Consider the following 16,802-nt stretch of genomic DNA (forward strand, 5'->3'; position numbering starts at 1 on the left):
CGCGTCTGGCAGGCTTGGGCGGTGACCGTCTACACCCCTCGTCGCGCGGCCCGGGTGCTGCTCGTTGACGCGGCCGACCGGGTGCTGCTGTTCGCCGGCACCGATCCGGGCCGCCCCGGCCACGGCTACTGGTTCACCCCGGGCGGCGGGCTGCACGCCGGGGAGGCCCCGGCCGAGGGCGCGGCCCGGGAACTGGCCGAGGAGACCGGACTGCGGCTCGGCCCGGACGAGCTGGGGGCGCCGGTCTGGTCCGAGACGGTCGAGTTTCCGTTCGACGGGGTCTGGTACCGCCAGGAGCAGGAGTTCTTCCTGGTCCGGGTGGCGTCCTGGGAGGTCGACACGACGGGGTTCGACGAGGTCGAGCGGGCCAGCGTGCACGGCCACCGCTGGTGGCGGGTGAACGAGTTGGCCGCGACCACCGAGCGCTACTACCCGCCGGACCTGTCGGAGCGTCTCACCCGGGTGCTCGGCGACGGTGGCGCGGCGGCGCAGGGCGGCGGTGTCGCGTGCTGACTCCGCCCCGCACGGTGGTGCGTCGCGACGGCGGCCTCTACGCCCTGGAACGGGCCCTGCAACGGCGGGGCTTCCGGCACGTGGCCGGAGCCGACGAGGCCGGCCGGGGCGCCTGCGCCGGTCCGCTGGTGGCCGCTGCGGCGGTGCTGCCGGAGGGGCGGCGCGGCGAGATCGACGGGCTGGCCGACTCCAAGCTGCTCACCCCGGCCAGCCGGGAGCGGATCTACGACGAGGTGGTGGCGCGGGCGCTGGCGTACGCGGTGGTGGTCATCCCCGCCGACGAGGTCGACGCGCGGGGGCTGCACGTGTGCAACCTGGCCGCGATGCGTCGCGCGCTCGCCTCGCTGGCCACCCGCCCCGAGTACGTGCTGACCGACGGCTTCGGCGTCGACGGGCTGGACGTGCCGGGGCTGGCGGTCTGGAAGGGGGACCGGGTGGCCGCCTGCGTGGCGGCGGCCAGCGTGCTGGCCAAGGTCACCCGGGACCGGATCATGGTGGAGTTGGACGGGCGGTACCCGGGCTACGGCTTCGCCGAGCACAAGGGCTACATCACCACCGAGCACACCGCCGCGCTGCGGGAGCTCGGGCCGTGCCGGGAGCACCGCTTCTCGTACGTGAACGTGGCCGCCGTCTCCGGCCGGGACGGCCGGCCACCCCGCGCCCGGCGTCCCGCCGTCGGCGTCCCGGACCGGCCCTCCGCCCCCGTGGCCGGGTCCGGTGTCCCAGCCGAGCTGCCCCTCGGGATCCCGGACGGCCCGGATGAGCTTCCGTCCGGCGGCCCGGACGAGCCGATGGAGCGCTCCGGCGCGCCAGGGGGTACCGTCGGCGTGGCGTTGAGCGAGCAGCCGCGACCCCCGGCGCCGGTGGGGGAAGATGTGGTCATGGAAGGCGGAGTGCGATGAGCGCGGAAGATCTCGAGAAGTACGAGACCGAGATGGAGCTGCAGCTCTACCGGGAGTACCGCGACATTGTCCGCCAGTTCTCCTACGTGGTGGAGACCGAGCGCCGGTTCTACCTGGCGAACCAGGTCGACCTGCACGTGCGCAACTCGGACGGCGAGGTCTACTTCGAGGTCGAGATGCACGACGCCTGGGTGTGGGACATGTACCGCCCGGCGCGCTTCGTGAAGAACGTCCGGGTCATGACGTTCAAGGACGTCAACGTCGAAGAGCTCGAAAAGCCCGACATCTCCCTTCCCGCAGATTCCGGCTTCGGCGGCTGACCTTTCCCGGCGACCGGGACGGCTCCGCGTCCCGGCGCCGGCGGCGGATCACTCCGCCAGCACCACCACCTCGACCCGCTGCACCAGGTTGTTGGCGAACCCGCCCCGGTTCCACGGCTGCTCGACCGGCTGCGTGCGTCCCGAGGCGTCGGTGGCCCGCGCCCCCAGCACGTACCGCCCCGGCGTCGGGTGCCACTCGAGGTGCCAGCGCCGCCATGCCCACTCACCCCCGGTCGGCTCCGCCAGGCTCGCCGGCGTCCAGCTCGTACCGCCGTCGAAGGTCACCTCCACCGCCGTCACCGGCGCGTGGCCGGACCAGGCCCGACCGTCCACCGTGCCCGGCCCCGGCCGCAGCACCCGCGTACGCGACATGAAGTCCGGGAACCCCGGCGGGCGCACCAGGGCGCGGGGCTCGATCCGGGTCACCGGCACGCCCGGGTCGTCGGCGTCGCGCCGCAGCCGGTACGCCACCGCGTTCTGGTAGCCGTCGAACGGTTCGGTGAGCACCCGGACGTTCCGGAGCCACTTCACGTGCGCCATGCCGTACCAGCCGGGCACGATCAGCCGGAGCGGGGCGCCGTGCTGCGGCAGCAGCGGAGCCCCGTTCATCTCGTACGCGAGCAGCACCTCCGCACGCAGCGCGTCCGCGACCGGCAGGGCCCGCTGGTAGTCCTGCTCGACGCCGCGCTCCACCCCGTGGTCGGCGCCGGTGAAGACCACGTCCACCGCGTCCACGGGAAGCCCGGCCTCGCGCAGTAGCGGCGCCAGCGGGGTGCCCGTCCACTCGGCGTTGCCCACCGCCTCCACCAGCCACGGCTGGCTGACCGGGCGCGGCTGCAGCAGCGCCCGCCCGTTGCCGGCGCATTCGAGGGTCACCCGGTGGGTGACCCGGGGCAGCTCCCGGAGCGCGGCCAGGTCCAGCCGCAGCGGCTGCCGTACCGCCCCGTCCACGGTCAGCGCGTGCGTCGCCGGGTCGACGTCCGGGATGTCGTAGTGGATGAGCAGATAGTGCAGGCCGGCCGGGGTCACGTCGTAGCGCAGCGCCTCCAGGGGGATGCCGTGGTTGCGCGCGGCGAGCGCGAGTTCCTCGGCGCTGATCGCCTCGCCGGGCCCGGCGACCCGGGAGGGCCGGCTGATGTCGTCCACAGTGGTCATAGCTGCTCCCTCGGGCCGGTCAGGGGTGATTCCAGCCGGTCGTAACCGACGAACTCGAACATGGTCACACCGGTCTCCAGCGGCCGCGGCGTACCGGTGAACCGGTGCACGCCCACGCCCACCCCGTCGGCGGGACTGCCCACCGCGACCGGTGTGAAGCCCTCCTCGGCGAACCAGGCGCAGATGGTGGGCACCAGGTCCGGCTCGCGGCGGTGCCGGGTCCAGAAGACCGTGCCGCCGGTGGCGCAGAGGGCGGCGCAGTGCCGGACCGTGTTCCGGATGTCCGCGTCGGGGATGTTGCCGAAGACGCCGCAGGCCAGCACGAGGTCCGCCGGGGCCAGGTCGGCGTACCGGTCGGTGCGCGCGGCGTCCCCGACCACCACCTCCACCCGGGGCAGCCCGGCCTCGGCGGCGGCCCGCCGGGCGACCTCCGCGTTGCGCGGATCCAATTCGACCAGGCGGGCCGTCACGTCGTCGCGCCGCGGGTGGTCGGCGAGCACCGGAATCAGGTCGTGCCCCTGGCCGGCGCAGAGACTGATCGCCCGGAGCGGACCGGGCGGCGCCTGATCCAGGGCCTCCCGGATCCGGTGCCGCAGCTCGGCCAGCCGCCGGGACAGCGCCGAGTCCGGCTGGTCGTAGTCGGCGTGCCAGGCGTACCAGTCCTTCGTCACGCGGCCAGCATAGGCGCGGTGCATACCAAGATCAGCCCGTTACGCGCAGGTCGTCCACCGTCGGTCTGCTGTCCACAGTGGCCGTCAGCGGTGCTGGCCGGGAGTGGTTGGTGCGGGGCAGGGTGCGGGCATGCGGAAGCTGCTGCGCCGGGCGGTCCCGGCTCTCTGCCTGCTGCTGCTCGTCGCTCCGCCGGCCGTCGGCCCTGCGGCGGCCGGCGCCGGGTCGGGCGAACCCGCGTCGCGGGCAGTGGTGCGGCGCGGCCCGGTCGGCGGGCCGGCCGGCGCGTCACATCCGGTCGCCGACCTGCCCGACTTCCGGCGGCCGGGCGTCCGCGGCCCGGATGCCTCGCCGGCCGCGGGGGCGCCGGGCACCGGTGGGCCGGGTGCGTCGCCGGCCTCCGGCGCGCCGGCCGCCGGTGGCCCCGCCTCCGGGTTCGACTGGCCGCTGGCCGGCCGGCCCCGACCCGTGCGCCGCTTCGATCCGCCGCCGCAACCGTGGCTGCCCGGCCATCGCGGAGTGGACCTCGCGGGCCCCACAGGGGGCGCGGTCCGTGCCGCCGGTGCCGGCGTCGTCCTCTTCGCCGGTCCGGTCGCCGGGCGTCCGGTGGTCACCGTCGGGCACCCCGGCGGACTGCGGACCACCTACGAACCGGTACGCCCCGGCCTGTCGGCCGGCGCCCGGGTGGAGGTCGGCACGCCGATCGGCACCCTGCTCGCCGGCCATCCCGGTTGTCCGGCCGAGGCGTGCCTGCACTGGGGGCTGCGCCGGGGCGAGGAGTATCTCGACCCGCTCGCCCTGCTCGGCCTCGGCCCGGTCCGGCTGCTCCCACTCGAACCGGCCGCTCCCACCCCGGCCGACCCGCCCCGCGTCCCCACCGGGGCGCCGCCCGGCCGCCGCCCGGCGGTACAGCCACCCGGCGAGGGTGCCGCCCCGGTTCAGCCCTGGGCGAGCAGCGCGGAGAGGTGGACCGCCAGCCGGTCGTACTCGTCAGGGGTGTTGTAGACCTGGCCGCACAGGCGCAGCCAGCCCCGGCCGTTCCAGCCCGCCACCGACACCTCGGCGGCGAACTGCTCCGCGATCCGGGCACGCAGCGCCCTGGCCGCGTCGATGGTGGTGCCGACGCCGGGAGGCAGCGGAACGAGCCGCATGGCGACCGTCGGCCCGTCGGGCTCCGGCAGGTCGGCCGGCGCCACCCCGAGGGCGTCCCCGACCACCCGCTGCCCGTACGCGGCCAGCGCCGCGTTGTGCGCCCGGACCCGGTCCAGTCCGAGGCTGCGCAGGGTGAACAACCCCACCGGGGCGGCCAGCCAGGCGGTGTAGTCCAGCGTCGCCTGCCACTCGACCCGGGTCGGGAAGCCAGTCTCCTGCTCCCAGGAGACCACCAGCGGCTGGATCCGCTCCCGCCACGGTTCGGCGACCACCAGCGCCGCGGTGCCCCGGGGCGCGTACGCCCACTTGTGCAGGTTGCCGACCCAGAAGTCGGCGCCGATCGAGGCCACCGTGATCGGCAGCATGCCCGGGGCGTGCGCCGCGTCGACCAGCACCGGCACCCCGTGCTCCCGGGCCACGCCGACGATCGCGGCGGTCGGGAGGAGCTTGGCGGTGGGCGAGGTGAGCTGGTCGACGATCAGCAGCTTGGTACGCCCCGGCCGCAGCCCGGCCCGGACGATCTCGACGACCTCCTCGGCGCTGGCGGCCAACGGCACCGGCAGGGTCCGGGACGCCGCCCCGGTCCGTCGGCACTCCCGCGCCACGGAGAAGGCGACCGCCCCGTACCCGTGGTCGGTGGTCAGCACCTCGTCACCCGGGCGCAGGCCGAGGGACTGGAGCACCACCGCCACGCCCGTGGTGGCGTTGCCCACCAGCGCCGTGCCGTCCGGGTCCGCCCCCAGGAATCCGGCCAGATGCCGCCGGGTGTGAGTGATCCGGTCGACGAGGCCCTGGGTGAAGAAGCGGAGCGGGTTCGCCTCCATCTCGTCGCGCAGCCGCTGCTGGGCACGCTGCACGCCGATCGGCACCGCGCCGAACGATCCGTGGTTGAGGTGGCTGACCGACGGGTCGAGGGAGAAGAGCAGCCGAGCCCCGGGGATCGGCTCGGGCGGCTGCGGGACCGTCATCCGCCGATCGTAGCCCGTCGTGGATCATCAACTCGGCGTTCAGCCGCCTCGCCCGGCCGGCCCTCGGTCGCCCGTGCCGACCCGCCGACGTGCTGACCGGCGATGGTGCCGCCGGGTCGCCGGCGTCGGCGGTCCCGGACGGCCGGCGCGGCCGGTCAGGCCCGTGGATGCGCCTGCCGGTACGCCGCGCGCAGCCGTTCCACGGACACGTGGGTGTAGATCTGGGTGCTGGCCAGTGAGGAGTGGCCGAGCAGCTCCTGCACGGCCCGCAGGTCCGCGCCGCCCTCCAACAGGTGGGTGGCGGCCGAGTGCCGCAGCCCGTGCGGCGTCGTCCGGGGCAGTCCGGCGGCTTCGGCGTACCCGGCGACGAGCCGGCGGGCGGTGGTCGGGTTGAGTCGCCCACCCCGCGCCCCGAGCAGCAGCGCCGATCCCGAGCCGGGGCCGGCCAGGGCCGGGCGGCCCCGGTCGAGCCACACGTCCAGCGCGTGCTGCGCAGGCACCCCGTACGGCACGGCCCGCTCCCGACCGCCCTTGCCGAGCACGCGTACCACCCGGCGGGCGTGGTCGACGTCGGTGAGGTCCAGACCGCAGACCTCGCTGATGCGTACCCCGGTCCCGTAGAGCAGTTCGAGCAGCAGCCGGTCGCGCAGCAGCACAGCCTCGTCGCCCGCCGTGCCGCGCGATCCGTTGCCCGCGGCGGGTTCCGGCCCCGGGTCGTGCGCCGCGCCCGGGGCCCCGCCCGGCGGGCCGTTCCGTTGCCGGTCCGACGCCCGGCCCGCGGGGCGGCGTGGGGCGTCCATCAGCGCGGCGGCCTGGTCGGTCCGCAGGACGGTGGGCAGCTCCCGGTGGGCCCGGGGACTGGCCAGGGCGGCGGCCACGTCGGTGGCGAGCAGGCCCGTCCGGTGCGCCCAGGCGCTGAACGTCCGCGCCGAGGCGGCCCGGCGGGCCAGCGATGTCCGGGCCGCGCCCATCGTCCGCTGTTTCGCCAACCAGCTCCGTAGCACCGTCAGGTCCAGCTCCGACAGGTCGGCGCAGCCCATCCGTACGGCGTGGTCGAGCAGTGAGACCAGATCGGTGACGTAGGCCCGTACGGTGTGCGCCGAGCGGTTACGGACCCGGGCCAGGTGGTCGGCGAAGTCGTCCACCGCGTCCCGCATCGCCGGGGGCAGCCCCGCGTGGGCCGCCCGGGTGCCGCTCACCGGCACCTCCGGTCGCTGCTGACCGGCTCCGGCCGGTCCCGCCGGGCCGCCGCCCGTACGTTCCCGCGGGGCTCACGGAACCGGTGGCTGACGGCTGCCGTGGAGCCGAGGTCGACCCGGAGCCACTGCGGATGGCAGTGGCCGGTCCGCCGGCGGCACCGGCGGGTGCCTGGGCGGAGGCTGCGGTCGGCGGACACCGGCCCAGCGTACGGCGAGGGTGCCGATTCGGCCGGTCACCATGGCCGGTGTCCGCTCGCCGCGGTTGCCGGTCGAGGAAATCGCCGGCTCGTGGTGCTGTCGTGCCGGAACCTCGGGCGCGCCCGCGGGCGTCGCGACCACCTGCGCCGGTGTCCCTGGGCGCCGGGGCGCGTCCCGCCATACGGGCCGTGCCGGCATCCGGTCGCGTCCGCCCGGCCGCCCGGGGCACGCCACGCGCCCCCGGCCGCGGATCGGCACGCCGTGCGGGGTGGCTGAACCGGGGCTGCACAGGGGAAACTGTTCACACGAAGAGGGCGGTGGCGGCCGCGCCGGGCGGAACGACCCCCGGCCGCCGGCGCTGCCGGGACAGCTGCCTTCCGACCTGTGGGAGTGGCCGGGTGGCGGCCGAGGAGGTATGTCCCCCCGGACGGCGGCGCGGAAGGGTGACTCGCGAGTCGGACGGAACAGGCGCCGCCGCCCCAGGGACGCGGCGCCCACGGGAGGAGGAGAATCGGACGTGGGTGTGGATGCCGTCCTCTACCGGCTGGTGCGCGCCGGACCTGCCCATCGCCGACCGTCGTACGTCGCCTCCCAGGTGGTGGCGGATCCCGACGACGTGCTGCTGGACCTGCTCAAGCGGGTCCGCGGCGGCGGACGGACGCCGCTGCTGGACCGCCTCGACCCGCTCGGCGAACTGCTGGTGGACGCCGGTTCCGCTCCGCAGTTGCTCGCCGAGTTGCGCTGCCTCGCGGAGGTCGCCCGGGCGCCGGCGGAGGTCGAGCACATCCGGCGGCTGGCGCTGCTCGTCCGGCGCTGCCTGGACACCCGGGACGTCGAGATCCGCTTCGAGGCCGACTGACTCAGGTTCGCGGGCTCGTCCGGGCCGCGGCCGGGGCCAGGGCGTAGCCGTCGTCACGACGGATCACGAGGCCGAGCTCCTCCAGCATGGACAGTTTCCGCATGGCGGTGCGCAGGGCCACCCCGGCGCGTGCGGCGACGCTCTCCAGGGCGAGTGCCTTGCGCCGGGGCAGCACCTCCAGCACCTGGCTCGCCTCGTCGTCGAGCCGGTCGCGCGGGCGTTCCGGTGCCCGGGCCGGCGGGGCGAGGTCGTGACCCACCCGTCCCACCTCCTCCAGCACGTGGGCGACGCCGGTGACCAGCCGGGCCCCGGGCTGCTCGCGCAGCAGCTCGTGCGCGCCCACCGACATGGCGGAGGTGACCGGGCCGGGCACCACCATTCCCGGTCGGTGCACCCCGATCGCCCGGTTCAGGGTCTGCATGGCGCCGCTGCGGGCCGCCGCCTCCACCAGCACGGTGCCCAGGGTCGCGGCGGCGATGACCCGGTTGCGGATGAGGAACCGGGGCCGCAGCGGCTCGGCGCCCGGCATCCACTCGCTGACCAGCAGGCCGGTCTCCGCGATCCGGTCGAACAGCGCCGTGTTGCCCGCCGGGTAGGGGCGGTCCACTCCGCAGGCCAGCACCGCGACGGTGAGACCGCCCGCGGTCAGCGCGCCCCGGTGCGCGGCGGAGTCGATGCCGAAGGCCCCGCCGGAGACCACGGTCCAGTCCCGGTCCGCCAGCCCGTAGCCCAGCTCGGTGGCGACGTGCGTGCCGTACGGCGTGGCCGCCCGGGCACCGACCACCGCCACGGACCGGTCGAACGCCTGCGCCAGCGGCCAGGGCCCGCGGGCCCAGAAGCAGAGTGGCGGGGCTGTCTCCAGGTCGACCTTGCGGTCGGCCCCGGCCAGCCGCAGCCGGTGCAGGTCCGCGACCCGGGCGGGCCACTCGTCGTCCTCGGGGGTGACCAGCCGCGCCCCGAGCCGTTCGGTCCGGGCCAGGGCCTGCTCGGCCACCGCCCGGGCGTCCTCGCCGGCGGACCGGGCCGCGACCGCTGCCCGCATCGGCCGGTCCGCCCCGCCGCCGTCGAGGAGCAGGTCCAGCGCGGCGACCGGACCGACCTCCTCGACCAGCCGGTGCACCGCCCGGGTGCCCGGCTCGGCGAGCCAGGTCAGCGCGACCCGGGCCAGCCGCACGTCCTCTGTGGCGGTCATGAGCCCTCTCCCATCCGCAACTGGACGGCCTCGGCGATGTCCCCGCCGTCCGGGCGGTCCCGCCCGTCGAGGTCGGCGATGGTCCAGGCGAGCCGGACCACCCGGTCGAAGCCCCGCGCCGACAGCGACCCGGAGTCGAGTCGCCTGCGCAGCTCCCGGGTGTCCCGACCGGGCAGCCGCCAGGGTGGCCGGCGCAGGTACGGGCCGGGGATGTCCGCGTTCACCCGGTGTCTGGTGTCCGCCCACCGTGCGGCGGCGGCGCGGCGCGCGGCGGCGACCCGGGTGGCGACGGTCCGGGACGACTCACTCGGCGCGCCCGTCTCGAGCAGCTCCGCGGCGCGTACGGGCAGCAGCCGCACCTGCAGATCGACGCGGTCCAGCAGCGGCCCGGAGAGCCGGCCCAGGTAGCGCCGCCGGGCCAGGGGCGTGCACTCGCAGTCGGCGTCCCCCGACGGTTTCGCGCACGGGCAGGGGTTGGCGGCCAGCACCAGTTGGGTGCGCGCCGGGTACTCGGTGGCGCCCCGGCTCCGGGCGACCCGTGCCCGGCCGCTCTCCAGCGGCTGGCGCAGCGCCTCCAGCGACGCCTTGCTGAACTCGGGCGCCTCGTCGAGGAAGAGCACCCCACGGTGGGCCAGCGACACCGCCCCCGGGCGGGCCAGGCCGGAACCGCCGCCGACCAGCGACGGCACCGTCGCGGTGTGGTGCGGCGCCTGGAACGGGGGGCGGCGCAGCAGCCGCCCGCCGGGCGGGAGCAGGCCGGCGATGGAGTGCAACGCGGTGACCTCCAGGGCGGCGTCGTCGTCCAACTCGGGCAGGACCGACGGGAGCCGTTCGGCCAGCATGGTCTTGCCGGCGCCCGGCGGGCCGAGCAGGGCCAGGTGGTGTCCGCCAGCCGCGGCCACCTCCAGGGCCCGGCGGCCCAGCCGCTGCCCGGCCACGTCGGCCAGGTCCGGCCCGTCTGCGGCGGCGGCCGGCTCGACACCTGGCGGGGGCAGCAGCGGGGTGCCGTCGCGGACGAACGCGACCAGCCGGTGCAGGGTGTCGACCGCGCGGACCCGCACGCCGGGGATCACCGCCGCCTCGGCGGCGTTGCCGACCGGCACCACCACCCGGTCCAGCCCGGCGCCCGCCGCGGCGGCGACCATCGGCAGCACCCCCCGTACCGGCCGGACGGTGCCGTCGAGGCCGAGCTCGCCGAGGATCACCGTGCGGTCCAGCGGCAGCAGCGGCAGCTCACCCGAGCCGCCGAGCACCGCCGCCGCGATGGCCAGGTCGAACGCCGAGCCGTACTTGGGCAGGGTGGCTGGGAGCAGGTTGAGGGTGATCCGCCGGTTGGGCCACTTCTGGCCGGAGTTCACGATGGCGGCGCGGACCCGGTCCCGGGCCTCGTGCAGGGCGGTGTCGGGCAGTCCGGAGATGACCACGCCCGGCAGTCCGGCGGCGAGGTCCGCCTCCACCTCCACCACGTGACCGGTCATCCCGACCAGACCGACGCAGAGCACCTTCGCGTAGCTCATGGTCAGAACGCGCCCTTCAGGTGTTCCACCCGGGCCGGACCGGCGGCGGGGAGCCGGACGGAGAGCACGTCGAAGCGGACCTCCTCGGCGGTGGTGCCGGTCTCGGCCAGCCAGCGCGCGGCGAGGCCGCGCAGCCGGCGGGCCTTCGCTGGCACGACCGCCTCGGCCGGGATGCCGAACTCGTCCGTCCGGCGGGTCTTCACCTCGCAGAAGGCGAGCACCTCGCCCTCCCAGGCGATGATGTCGATCTCCCCGGCGGGGCAGCGCCAGTTCCGGGCGACCGGCCGCAGCCCCGTCTCGATCAGGTGCCGGACCGCGCACCGCTCTCCGTACGCGCCGACGGCCTGGTTCCGATTCGTCATGCCGGTCACGGTGCGCGCCGCCGGGCCGGGGCCACCGCCCCCGACCCGCGTCCTGTGGACGACGGGGCCGGCTGTGGACCGGCGGACGATCATGAGGTCGCTGTGCTAGGCGCTGCCCCGCCGACCATTGTCCGGGCCGCGGGTGGGTTCGGACGACGACCGGCGTCGTCGTCGGTCCGCCCCGATGCCGCACCGGTGTCCGGACGAACCTCCGCCGTGCCGGCGGGGGCCGGCTCGGGCGGCGGCGGGCCGTCGCCGCCGTCCGGCCTGCGCCCCGCGCCGGCATGATCGACGGGACACGGCTGCCTGGCCGGCCGCACGGCAGTCCCCCGGCGCCTCCCGGTCGCCGCGGCGTACGGCATTGACCAGCGTCGACGGGGTCAGGGGCCTGGATGGCGCGGGTGGGCCCGGTCGCATAGCGTGCCGGTCGTGGACGGACGACGGAGCTTTCCCGATGATCAGCAGGGGTCGCGTTGGGGCGACCACGGGTACGCCGAACCGGACTGGCGTGCGGCCGGGGAATCGCGGTACCGCGACGACGACTTCCGCGCCCCCGAGCAGCGCGGCGCCGGCGAGAGCCGGTACGGCGACACCGGGCGGTTCGGCGCCGCCGACCCGCTGGGCGACGAGGGTGACGGCTGGCGGTCGCGCCGGCCGGACGACCCCGCGGAGATCTCTGGTGAACTGCCGGGCGAGCGTGGTGGCCGGCGGGCGGCCCGCGAGGCCGCCGATCCGCACGCCGGAGCGGCGCGGGACGTCGGCGGCGACCCGCTGCGGTCCGGCCCGCTGGGCGGCTACCCGATCGTCGAGCCGGGCCGTCCCGCCGAGCCGCCCCTCGCCCCGGCGGCGACCGCGGTCGGCGACCGCCCGGTGCTCGGCGGGTCCACACCGCTGACCGGGGGGGAGCGGCCGGCCGACCCGGGGGCCGTGCCGCACCCGCTGGAGATGCCGACCGGCCCGATGCCGTCGGTGGCGCCCCGGCTGGACGCCCCGCCGCCCGGGGACGGGGTCTACCGGACCCGCCGGCCCGCCCTCGCGGTGCTGATCGCGGTGGCGGTGCTGATCCTGGAGATCCCGGCGCTGCGGGTGCTGGCGCACGGACTCACGGGGAACCCGGTCTCCGCGTCGCACGTCGTGGTGGGCACGTTCCTGGTGGTCGGGCTGCCGATCTTCGGCGCCGGACTGTACGGGCTGCGCACCGGCGGGCTGGCCCTCGCCGACGGCAGCCGGGGCTGGCTGCGGCCCCCGACGGCGTACCTGACCGTCGGCCTGGTGCTCTTCGTCGCCGCCGCGCTCGCCGCCCGCTGACCCGCCCGGACGCGGGGACCCGATGATCCACTCGGGTTGCGGAGTTCGGGGGTGCCGGTAGGTGCCGGATGCCCCCAGCTACCGCAGATCGTGTAGATCATGAACCTGTGGCCCGCGCGCCCCTGGCCCGATCATCCCGGGGTGCCCCGGAAAGGGATGTTCCCGCACCCCGGGACCGGGGCGCGGCGAAGGGGCGTACACTGGTCGACTGGCGACCGCCCCGCGCGGTCGACCTCGCGTGCCCTCTCCACGGACCTCTCGTGGGGCGACGGCCCCCCTGGTCCCGATCTTGATCGGGCCCACCATGGCCGACGACCGGGCGCCAGGCGTCCGGCCGCCGGCCGGACGGGACAACCAGGGAACTAGGAGTACCACCATGGCCGTCGTGACCATGCGTCAGCTGCTGGAGAGCGGTGTCCACTTCGGGCACCAGACCCGGCGCTGGAACCCGAAGATGAAGCGCTTCATCTTCACCGAGCGCAACGGTATCTACATCATCGACCTGCGCCAGACCCTCGACTACATCGAGAAGGCGTACGGTTTCGTGCGCAGCACCGTCGCCGGGGGTGGCAGCATCCTCTTCGTCGGTACCAAGAAGCAGGCCCAGGAGGCCATCGCCGAGCAGGCGACCCGGGTCGGCCAGCCGTACGTGAACCACCGCTGGCTCGGCGGCATGCTGACCAACTTCCAGACGGTGTACAAGCGGCTCCAGCGGATGAAGGAGCTGGAGGCCCTGGGCGACCTGAGCGGCACCGCCGCCGGTTACACCAAGAAGGAGACCCTGCAGCTCTCCCGTGAGAAGGAGAAGCTGACCAAGACCCTCGGCGGTCTGCGCGACATGCAGAAGCTGCCGGCCGCGGTCTGGGTGGTCGACACCAAGAAGGAGCACATCGCCGTCGACGAGGCCCGCAAGCTGGGCATCCCGGTGATCGCCGTGCTCGACACGAACTGCGACCCGGACGAGGTCGACTTCCCGATCCCGGGCAACGACGACGCCATCCGCTCGGCCGAGCTGCTGACCAAGGTCGTCGCCGCCGCCGTCGCCGACGGTCTGATCGCCCGCTCCGGCCGCGGTCGCGGTACCGACGAGAAGCCCGAGCCGGGCCAGGTCGGCACCGACGAGCCGCTGGCCGAGTGGGAGCGCGAGCTGCTCGAGGAGCCGAAGAAGGGCGACGAGCAGCCGGCGACCACCGCCGCGGAGTGATCGCGCCGTCGCGTCCCCATCGTCCGATTTCCCGGCCGGTGGGGACGCGACGGGTACGCCGGGCACGACCGGCCCGGATCCGGGTAACCGGCAGTCAGACCATCCCACCGCAGTCTCAAACACCGAAGAGAGAGTCATGTCCAACTTCACCGCCGCGGACGTCAAGAAGCTCCGCGACCTCACCGGCGCCGGCATGATGGACTCCAAGAAGGCGCTGACCGAGGCCGAGGGCGACTTCGACAAGGCCATCGAGATCCTGCGCGTCAAGGGTGCCAAGGACGTCGGCAAGCGGGCCGGCCGCACCGCCGCGAACGGCCTGATCGCGCACTCCGGCAAGTCGCTGCTGGAGCTCAACTGCGAGACCGACTTCGTCGCCAAGAACGACGCTTTCATCGCCCTGGCCCAGCAGCTGGTCGAGCACGGCGAGAACAGCGGCGCGACCAACGCCGAGGAGCTGCTGGCCAGCACCATCGACGGCAAGCCGGTGGCCGACCTGATCCAGGAGCAGTCCGCCAAGATCGGCGAGAAGCTGGTGCTCAACCGCTTCGCCAAGCTGGACGGCGCCACCGCGGTCTACCTGCACCGCAAGAGCCAGGACCTGCCGCCGGCCGTCGGTGTGCTGGTGCAGTACACCGGCAAGACCGACGAGGCCGCGGACGCCGACGCCCGCGGCGTGGCCATGCAGGTCGCCGCGATGCGGCCGAAGTACCTGAGCCGCGACGAGGTCCCGGCCGACGTGGTCGAGTCGGAGCGGCGCATCGCCGAGCAGACCGCCCGCGAGGAGAACAAGCCCGAGGCGGCGCTGCCGAAGATCGTCGAGGGCCGGGTCAACTCCTTCTTCAAGGACTTCGTGCTGGTCGAGCAGGCCTCGGTCGCCGACAACAAGAAGACGGTGAAGCAGGTGCTGGCCGAGGCCGGCATCGAGGTCACCCGCTTCCTGCGGTTCGAGGTCGGCCAGGCCTGAGCCGTCGCACCGGGCGCATGACGCGTCCGGGCGCAGGGAAAACGTCGACGAGGAGGCCGCCGGTGTACGTGACAGGCACCGCGGCCTCCTCGTCACATAGGGTCGGCAACGGCAGTTACGCGGTACGCGGCGCCCACTGGGCGCGCGACGGAAGGGGCGGGGCGGATGACGCAGGTTGTGAGTGACCGGAGCCTGGCGGTGGAGGATCCGACCGCCCCACCGCCCGGCCGGGCCCGTCGGGTGGTGCTGAAGCTCTCCGGCGAGGTCTTCGGCGGCGGCGCGATCGGCGTCGACCCGGACGTCGTACAGGCCATCGCCCGGCAGATCGCCACCGTGGTCCGCCGCGGCGTGCAGGTCTCCGTGGTGGTCGGCGGCGGCAACTTCTTCCGCGGTGCCGAGCTGCAGAAGCGCGGCATGGACCGGGCCCGGGCCGACTACATGGGCATGCTCGGCACGGTGATGAACTGCCTGGCCCTCCAGGACTTCCTGGAGAAGGAGGGCATCGAGACCCGGGTGCAGAGCGCGATCACCATGGCCCAGGTCGCCGAGCCATACATCCCGCTGCGGGCGATCCGGCACCTGGAGAAGGGCCGCGTGGTCATCTTCGGTGCGGGGGCCGGCATGCCGTACTTCTCCACCGACACCGTCGCGGCGCAGCGGGCGCTGGAGATCCGCGCCGACGTGGTGCTGATGAGCAAGAACGGCGTGGACGCCGTGTACACCGCCGATCCCCGGGTCGATCCGACGGCGAGCAAGCTCGACTCGATCACCTTCTCCGAGGTGCTGCGTCGCAACCTGCGGGTGGCCGACGCCGCGGCCTTCAGCCTCTGCATGGAGAACGGCCTGCCGATGTTGGTCTTCGGCGCCCAGGGCGACGACACGATCGTCCGTGCCGTCGGCGGTGAGAAGATCGGCACGCTGATCACCGCCTGAACGGCCCGTCCGAGCCGACAGCGGTCCTCCGACACACAGCACCAGCACAGCCCACGACGAGCGACAGAAGGAGGCGAGGAGACCGGTGATCGACGACACCCTCCTCGAGGCGGAGGAGAAGATGGAGCGTGCCATCGAGCACGCCAAGGAGGAGTTCGGCGGGATCCGCACCGGTCGCGCCAACGCCGCCATGTTCTCCCGGATCGTCATCGACTACTACGGCAGCCCGACCCCGCTGCCCCAGATGGCCTCCATCGCGGTTCCCGAGCCGCGCATGGTGATCATCAAGCCGTACGACAACTCGCAGCTGGGCGCCATGGAGAAGGCGATCCGCGACTCCGACCTCGGCGTGAACCCGAACAACGAGGGCAACCAGCTGCGCATCCTGCTCCCGCAGATGACCGAGGAGCGGCGCCGCGAGATGATCAAGGTCGCCCGGCACAAGGGCGAGGAGGCCAAGGTCGCCGTCCGCAACATCCGTCGCAAGGGCAAGGAAGAGCTGGACCGCCTGGTCAAGGACGGTGAGGTCGGCGAGGACGAGGGGCGCCGCGCCGAGAAGGAGCTGGACGACCTGACCCAGCGCTTCGTCGCCACCGTCGACGAGCTGGTCAAGCACAAGGAGAACGAGCTGCTCGAGGTCTGAGCGGCCCGTCGTGCGCCCGCCACGGCAACGGTGTGCCGCCGCCCCGGTCCGGAACCGTCGGGGTGGCGGGCCCGGTGCCGTCGTCGTACCGCGGGGCCATCGTCCGCCGTGGCGGGTTCCCGGGTGCAGTAGGCTCGGCACGATTCCCGACCACCAACGGATGAACGACGGGGATCGGCCGGCCGTCGGGTCGGTCAACCGGAACAGTCGCGCCTGTAGGGGATGGTCTTGGTCTTGCGTCATGTGGTGGCACTCGCATCGTCCTTCGGTGCGTGATGTCCCACCCCGACCCCTACGGCACCGCCGAGCCACGCGGCTGGGACCGCCCGGAGCGTCCACTGCCCTGGCCGGAGAACGAACTCGAGCCCGGGCGGCGGCCGGCCGGCTCCGAGGCGTACGCCGGACCGTACGGTCGTCCCCAGACCGCCGCCGGCCCGTACCGGCGGCCGGCTGACGGCTACGACGGGCCGCGCGACGGTCGTCCGTACGACGAGCTACCGCCCCCCGGACGCGGCTGGCGCGATGAACCGCGCCAGCAGGGCGAGCGGGGCCCCCGAGGTCGCGGCCACCGGGACGCGGAGCGGGGCTTCCCCGGCCGCGGCGGACCGCCCGACGGCTACGACCACCCTCGCGACGAGGGCTTCGACCGCCGCGATGCCCGGGGTCGGGGTTATGACCCGGATCCGCGCGAGCGGGGTTACGACCCCCGGGAGCGCGGGCGCGAGCCGGACCCGCGCGAGCGGG

General features: G+C 74.8%; 16 protein-coding genes and 2 pseudogenes. 11 read left to right on the forward strand and 7 right to left on the reverse strand.

The window, feature by feature from the left end:
* The first annotated feature begins 21 nt into the window (after positions 1 to 21).
* The 3 genes from ACL02O_RS18395 to ACL02O_RS18405 are packed head-to-tail and all read left to right on the forward strand — an operon-like array spanning position 22 to position 1,735.
* A complete protein-coding gene (locus ACL02O_RS18395; RefSeq protein ID WP_412819319.1) occupies positions 22 to 513 on the forward strand; it encodes an NUDIX hydrolase in 492 nt (163 codons plus the stop codon).
* Positions 507 to 1,415 (forward strand): ribonuclease HII, encoded by a 909-nt coding sequence (locus tag ACL02O_RS18400; protein ID WP_412819320.1) that lies wholly within the window; start codon positions 507 to 509, stop codon positions 1,413 to 1,415. The genes ACL02O_RS18395 and ACL02O_RS18400 overlap by 7 nt, the downstream gene beginning before the upstream one ends.
* On the forward strand, positions 1,412 to 1,735 hold the full coding sequence (locus ACL02O_RS18405; protein ID WP_007075222.1) for a DUF2469 domain-containing protein: 324 nt from the start codon (positions 1,412 to 1,414) through the stop codon (positions 1,733 to 1,735). Before ACL02O_RS18400 ends, ACL02O_RS18405 begins: the two co-directional genes overlap by 4 nt.
* 48 nt (positions 1,736 to 1,783) lie before the next feature.
* Here the strand turns inward: ACL02O_RS18405 and ACL02O_RS18410 are convergent, their stop codons facing one another.
* Positions 1,784 to 2,890, reverse strand: a complete 1,107-nt coding sequence (locus tag ACL02O_RS18410) for a sulfite oxidase (RefSeq protein ID WP_412819321.1) — start codon at positions 2,888 to 2,890, stop codon at positions 1,784 to 1,786.
* Positions 2,887 to 3,561 carry a methyltransferase domain-containing protein gene (locus ACL02O_RS18415; protein WP_412819322.1) on the reverse strand — a complete coding sequence of 225 codons (675 nt, stop codon included), beginning with the start codon at positions 3,559 to 3,561 and terminating at the stop codon, positions 2,887 to 2,889. Before ACL02O_RS18415 ends, ACL02O_RS18410 begins: the two co-directional genes overlap by 4 nt.
* Before the next feature lie 130 nt (positions 3,562 to 3,691).
* Here ACL02O_RS18415 and ACL02O_RS18420 point away from each other — a divergent pair.
* Positions 3,692 to 4,396, forward strand: a pseudogene (locus ACL02O_RS18420) (M23 family metallopeptidase); the annotation flags it as partial.
* Positions 4,397 to 4,497: 101 nt separating this feature from the next.
* Here ACL02O_RS18420 and ACL02O_RS18425 read toward each other — a convergent pair.
* On the reverse strand, positions 4,498 to 5,679 hold the full coding sequence (locus tag ACL02O_RS18425) for an aminotransferase class V-fold PLP-dependent enzyme (protein WP_412819323.1): 1,182 nt from the start codon (positions 5,677 to 5,679) through the stop codon (positions 4,498 to 4,500).
* 155 nt (positions 5,680 to 5,834) lie between these two features.
* Positions 5,835 to 6,836: a tyrosine recombinase XerC gene (locus ACL02O_RS18430; RefSeq protein ID WP_412819331.1), complete on the reverse strand. Its 1,002-nt coding sequence runs from the start codon at positions 6,834 to 6,836 to the stop codon at positions 5,835 to 5,837.
* A gap of 757 nt (positions 6,837 to 7,593) precedes the next feature.
* Between ACL02O_RS18430 and ACL02O_RS18435 the strand changes: the two genes are divergently transcribed.
* Positions 7,594 to 7,935, forward strand: coding sequence for a hypothetical protein (locus ACL02O_RS18435; RefSeq protein WP_412819332.1), 342 nt, complete (start codon positions 7,594 to 7,596; stop codon positions 7,933 to 7,935).
* A gap of 1 nt (position 7,936) precedes the next feature.
* Here ACL02O_RS18435 and ACL02O_RS18440 read toward each other — a convergent pair whose 3' ends face one another.
* From ACL02O_RS18440 to ACL02O_RS18450, 3 genes are read right to left on the reverse strand one after another with little or no spacing between them, the layout of a single operon-like run.
* Positions 7,937 to 9,127, reverse strand: a complete 1,191-nt coding sequence (locus tag ACL02O_RS18440; RefSeq protein ID WP_412819324.1) for a DNA-processing protein DprA — start codon at positions 9,125 to 9,127, stop codon at positions 7,937 to 7,939.
* On the reverse strand, positions 9,124 to 10,644 hold the full coding sequence (locus ACL02O_RS18445; RefSeq protein ID WP_412819325.1) for a YifB family Mg chelatase-like AAA ATPase: 1,521 nt from the start codon (positions 10,642 to 10,644) through the stop codon (positions 9,124 to 9,126). The genes ACL02O_RS18440 and ACL02O_RS18445 overlap by 4 nt, the downstream gene beginning before the upstream one ends.
* 2 nt (positions 10,645 to 10,646) lie before the next feature.
* Positions 10,647 to 11,006 carry a YraN family protein gene (locus ACL02O_RS18450; protein ID WP_412819326.1) on the reverse strand — a complete coding sequence of 120 codons (360 nt, stop codon included), beginning with the start codon at positions 11,004 to 11,006 and terminating at the stop codon, positions 10,647 to 10,649.
* A gap of 420 nt (positions 11,007 to 11,426) precedes the next feature.
* Between ACL02O_RS18450 and ACL02O_RS18455 the strand changes: the two genes are divergently transcribed.
* From ACL02O_RS18455 to ACL02O_RS18480, 6 genes and pseudogenes are all read left to right on the forward strand, one after another.
* Positions 11,427 to 12,314, forward strand: a complete 888-nt coding sequence (locus tag ACL02O_RS18455) for a hypothetical protein (RefSeq protein WP_412819327.1) — start codon at positions 11,427 to 11,429, stop codon at positions 12,312 to 12,314.
* 376 nt (positions 12,315 to 12,690) lie between these two features.
* Entirely contained in the window at positions 12,691 to 13,518 is an 828-nt protein-coding gene (gene rpsB, locus ACL02O_RS18460) for a 30S ribosomal protein S2 (protein WP_412819328.1), read from the forward strand.
* A gap of 136 nt (positions 13,519 to 13,654) precedes the next feature.
* A complete protein-coding gene (gene tsf / locus ACL02O_RS18465) occupies positions 13,655 to 14,482 on the forward strand; it encodes a translation elongation factor Ts (protein ID WP_412819329.1) in 828 nt (275 codons plus the stop codon).
* Positions 14,483 to 14,647: 165 nt separating this feature from the next.
* A complete protein-coding gene (pyrH, locus tag ACL02O_RS18470) occupies positions 14,648 to 15,415 on the forward strand; it encodes a UMP kinase (RefSeq protein WP_412819330.1) in 768 nt (255 codons plus the stop codon).
* An 85-nt stretch (positions 15,416 to 15,500) separates the two neighbouring features.
* Positions 15,501 to 16,058, forward strand: coding sequence for a ribosome recycling factor (gene frr / locus ACL02O_RS18475; RefSeq protein WP_148794906.1), 558 nt, complete (start codon positions 15,501 to 15,503; stop codon positions 16,056 to 16,058).
* Positions 16,059 to 16,333: 275 nt separating this feature from the next.
* Positions 16,334 to 16,802 (forward strand): annotated as a pseudogene (locus ACL02O_RS18480) (phosphatidate cytidylyltransferase); the annotation flags it as partial.

The sequence above is a fragment of the Micromonospora mangrovicola genome (assembly GCF_047200535.1).
Taxonomy (GTDB): domain Bacteria; phylum Actinomycetota; class Actinomycetes; order Mycobacteriales; family Micromonosporaceae; genus Micromonospora.

Coding starts and splice junctions, on each gene's coding strand:
- ACL02O_RS18440 (WP_412819324.1), bottom strand. CDS start 9,127: ATGACCGCCACAGAGGACGTGCGGCTGGCCCGGGTCGCGCTGACCTGG.
- ACL02O_RS18450 (WP_412819326.1), bottom strand. CDS start 11,006: ATGACGAATCGGAACCAGGCCGTCGGCGCGTACGGAGAGCGGTGCGCG.
- ACL02O_RS18425 (WP_412819323.1), bottom strand. CDS start 5,679: ATGACGGTCCCGCAGCCGCCCGAGCCGATCCCCGGGGCTCGGCTGCTC.
- pyrH (WP_412819330.1), top strand. CDS start 14,648: ATGACGCAGGTTGTGAGTGACCGGAGCCTGGCGGTGGAGGATCCGACC.
- ACL02O_RS18405 (WP_007075222.1), top strand. CDS start 1,412: ATGAGCGCGGAAGATCTCGAGAAGTACGAGACCGAGATGGAGCTGCAG.
- ACL02O_RS18445 (WP_412819325.1), bottom strand. CDS start 10,644: ATGAGCTACGCGAAGGTGCTCTGCGTCGGTCTGGTCGGGATGACCGGT.
- ACL02O_RS18430 (WP_412819331.1), bottom strand. CDS start 6,836: ATGCGGGACGCGGTGGACGACTTCGCCGACCACCTGGCCCGGGTCCGT.
- tsf (WP_412819329.1), top strand. CDS start 13,655: ATGTCCAACTTCACCGCCGCGGACGTCAAGAAGCTCCGCGACCTCACC.
- ACL02O_RS18410 (WP_412819321.1), bottom strand. CDS start 2,890: ATGACCACTGTGGACGACATCAGCCGGCCCTCCCGGGTCGCCGGGCCC.
- rpsB (WP_412819328.1), top strand. CDS start 12,691: ATGGCCGTCGTGACCATGCGTCAGCTGCTGGAGAGCGGTGTCCACTTC.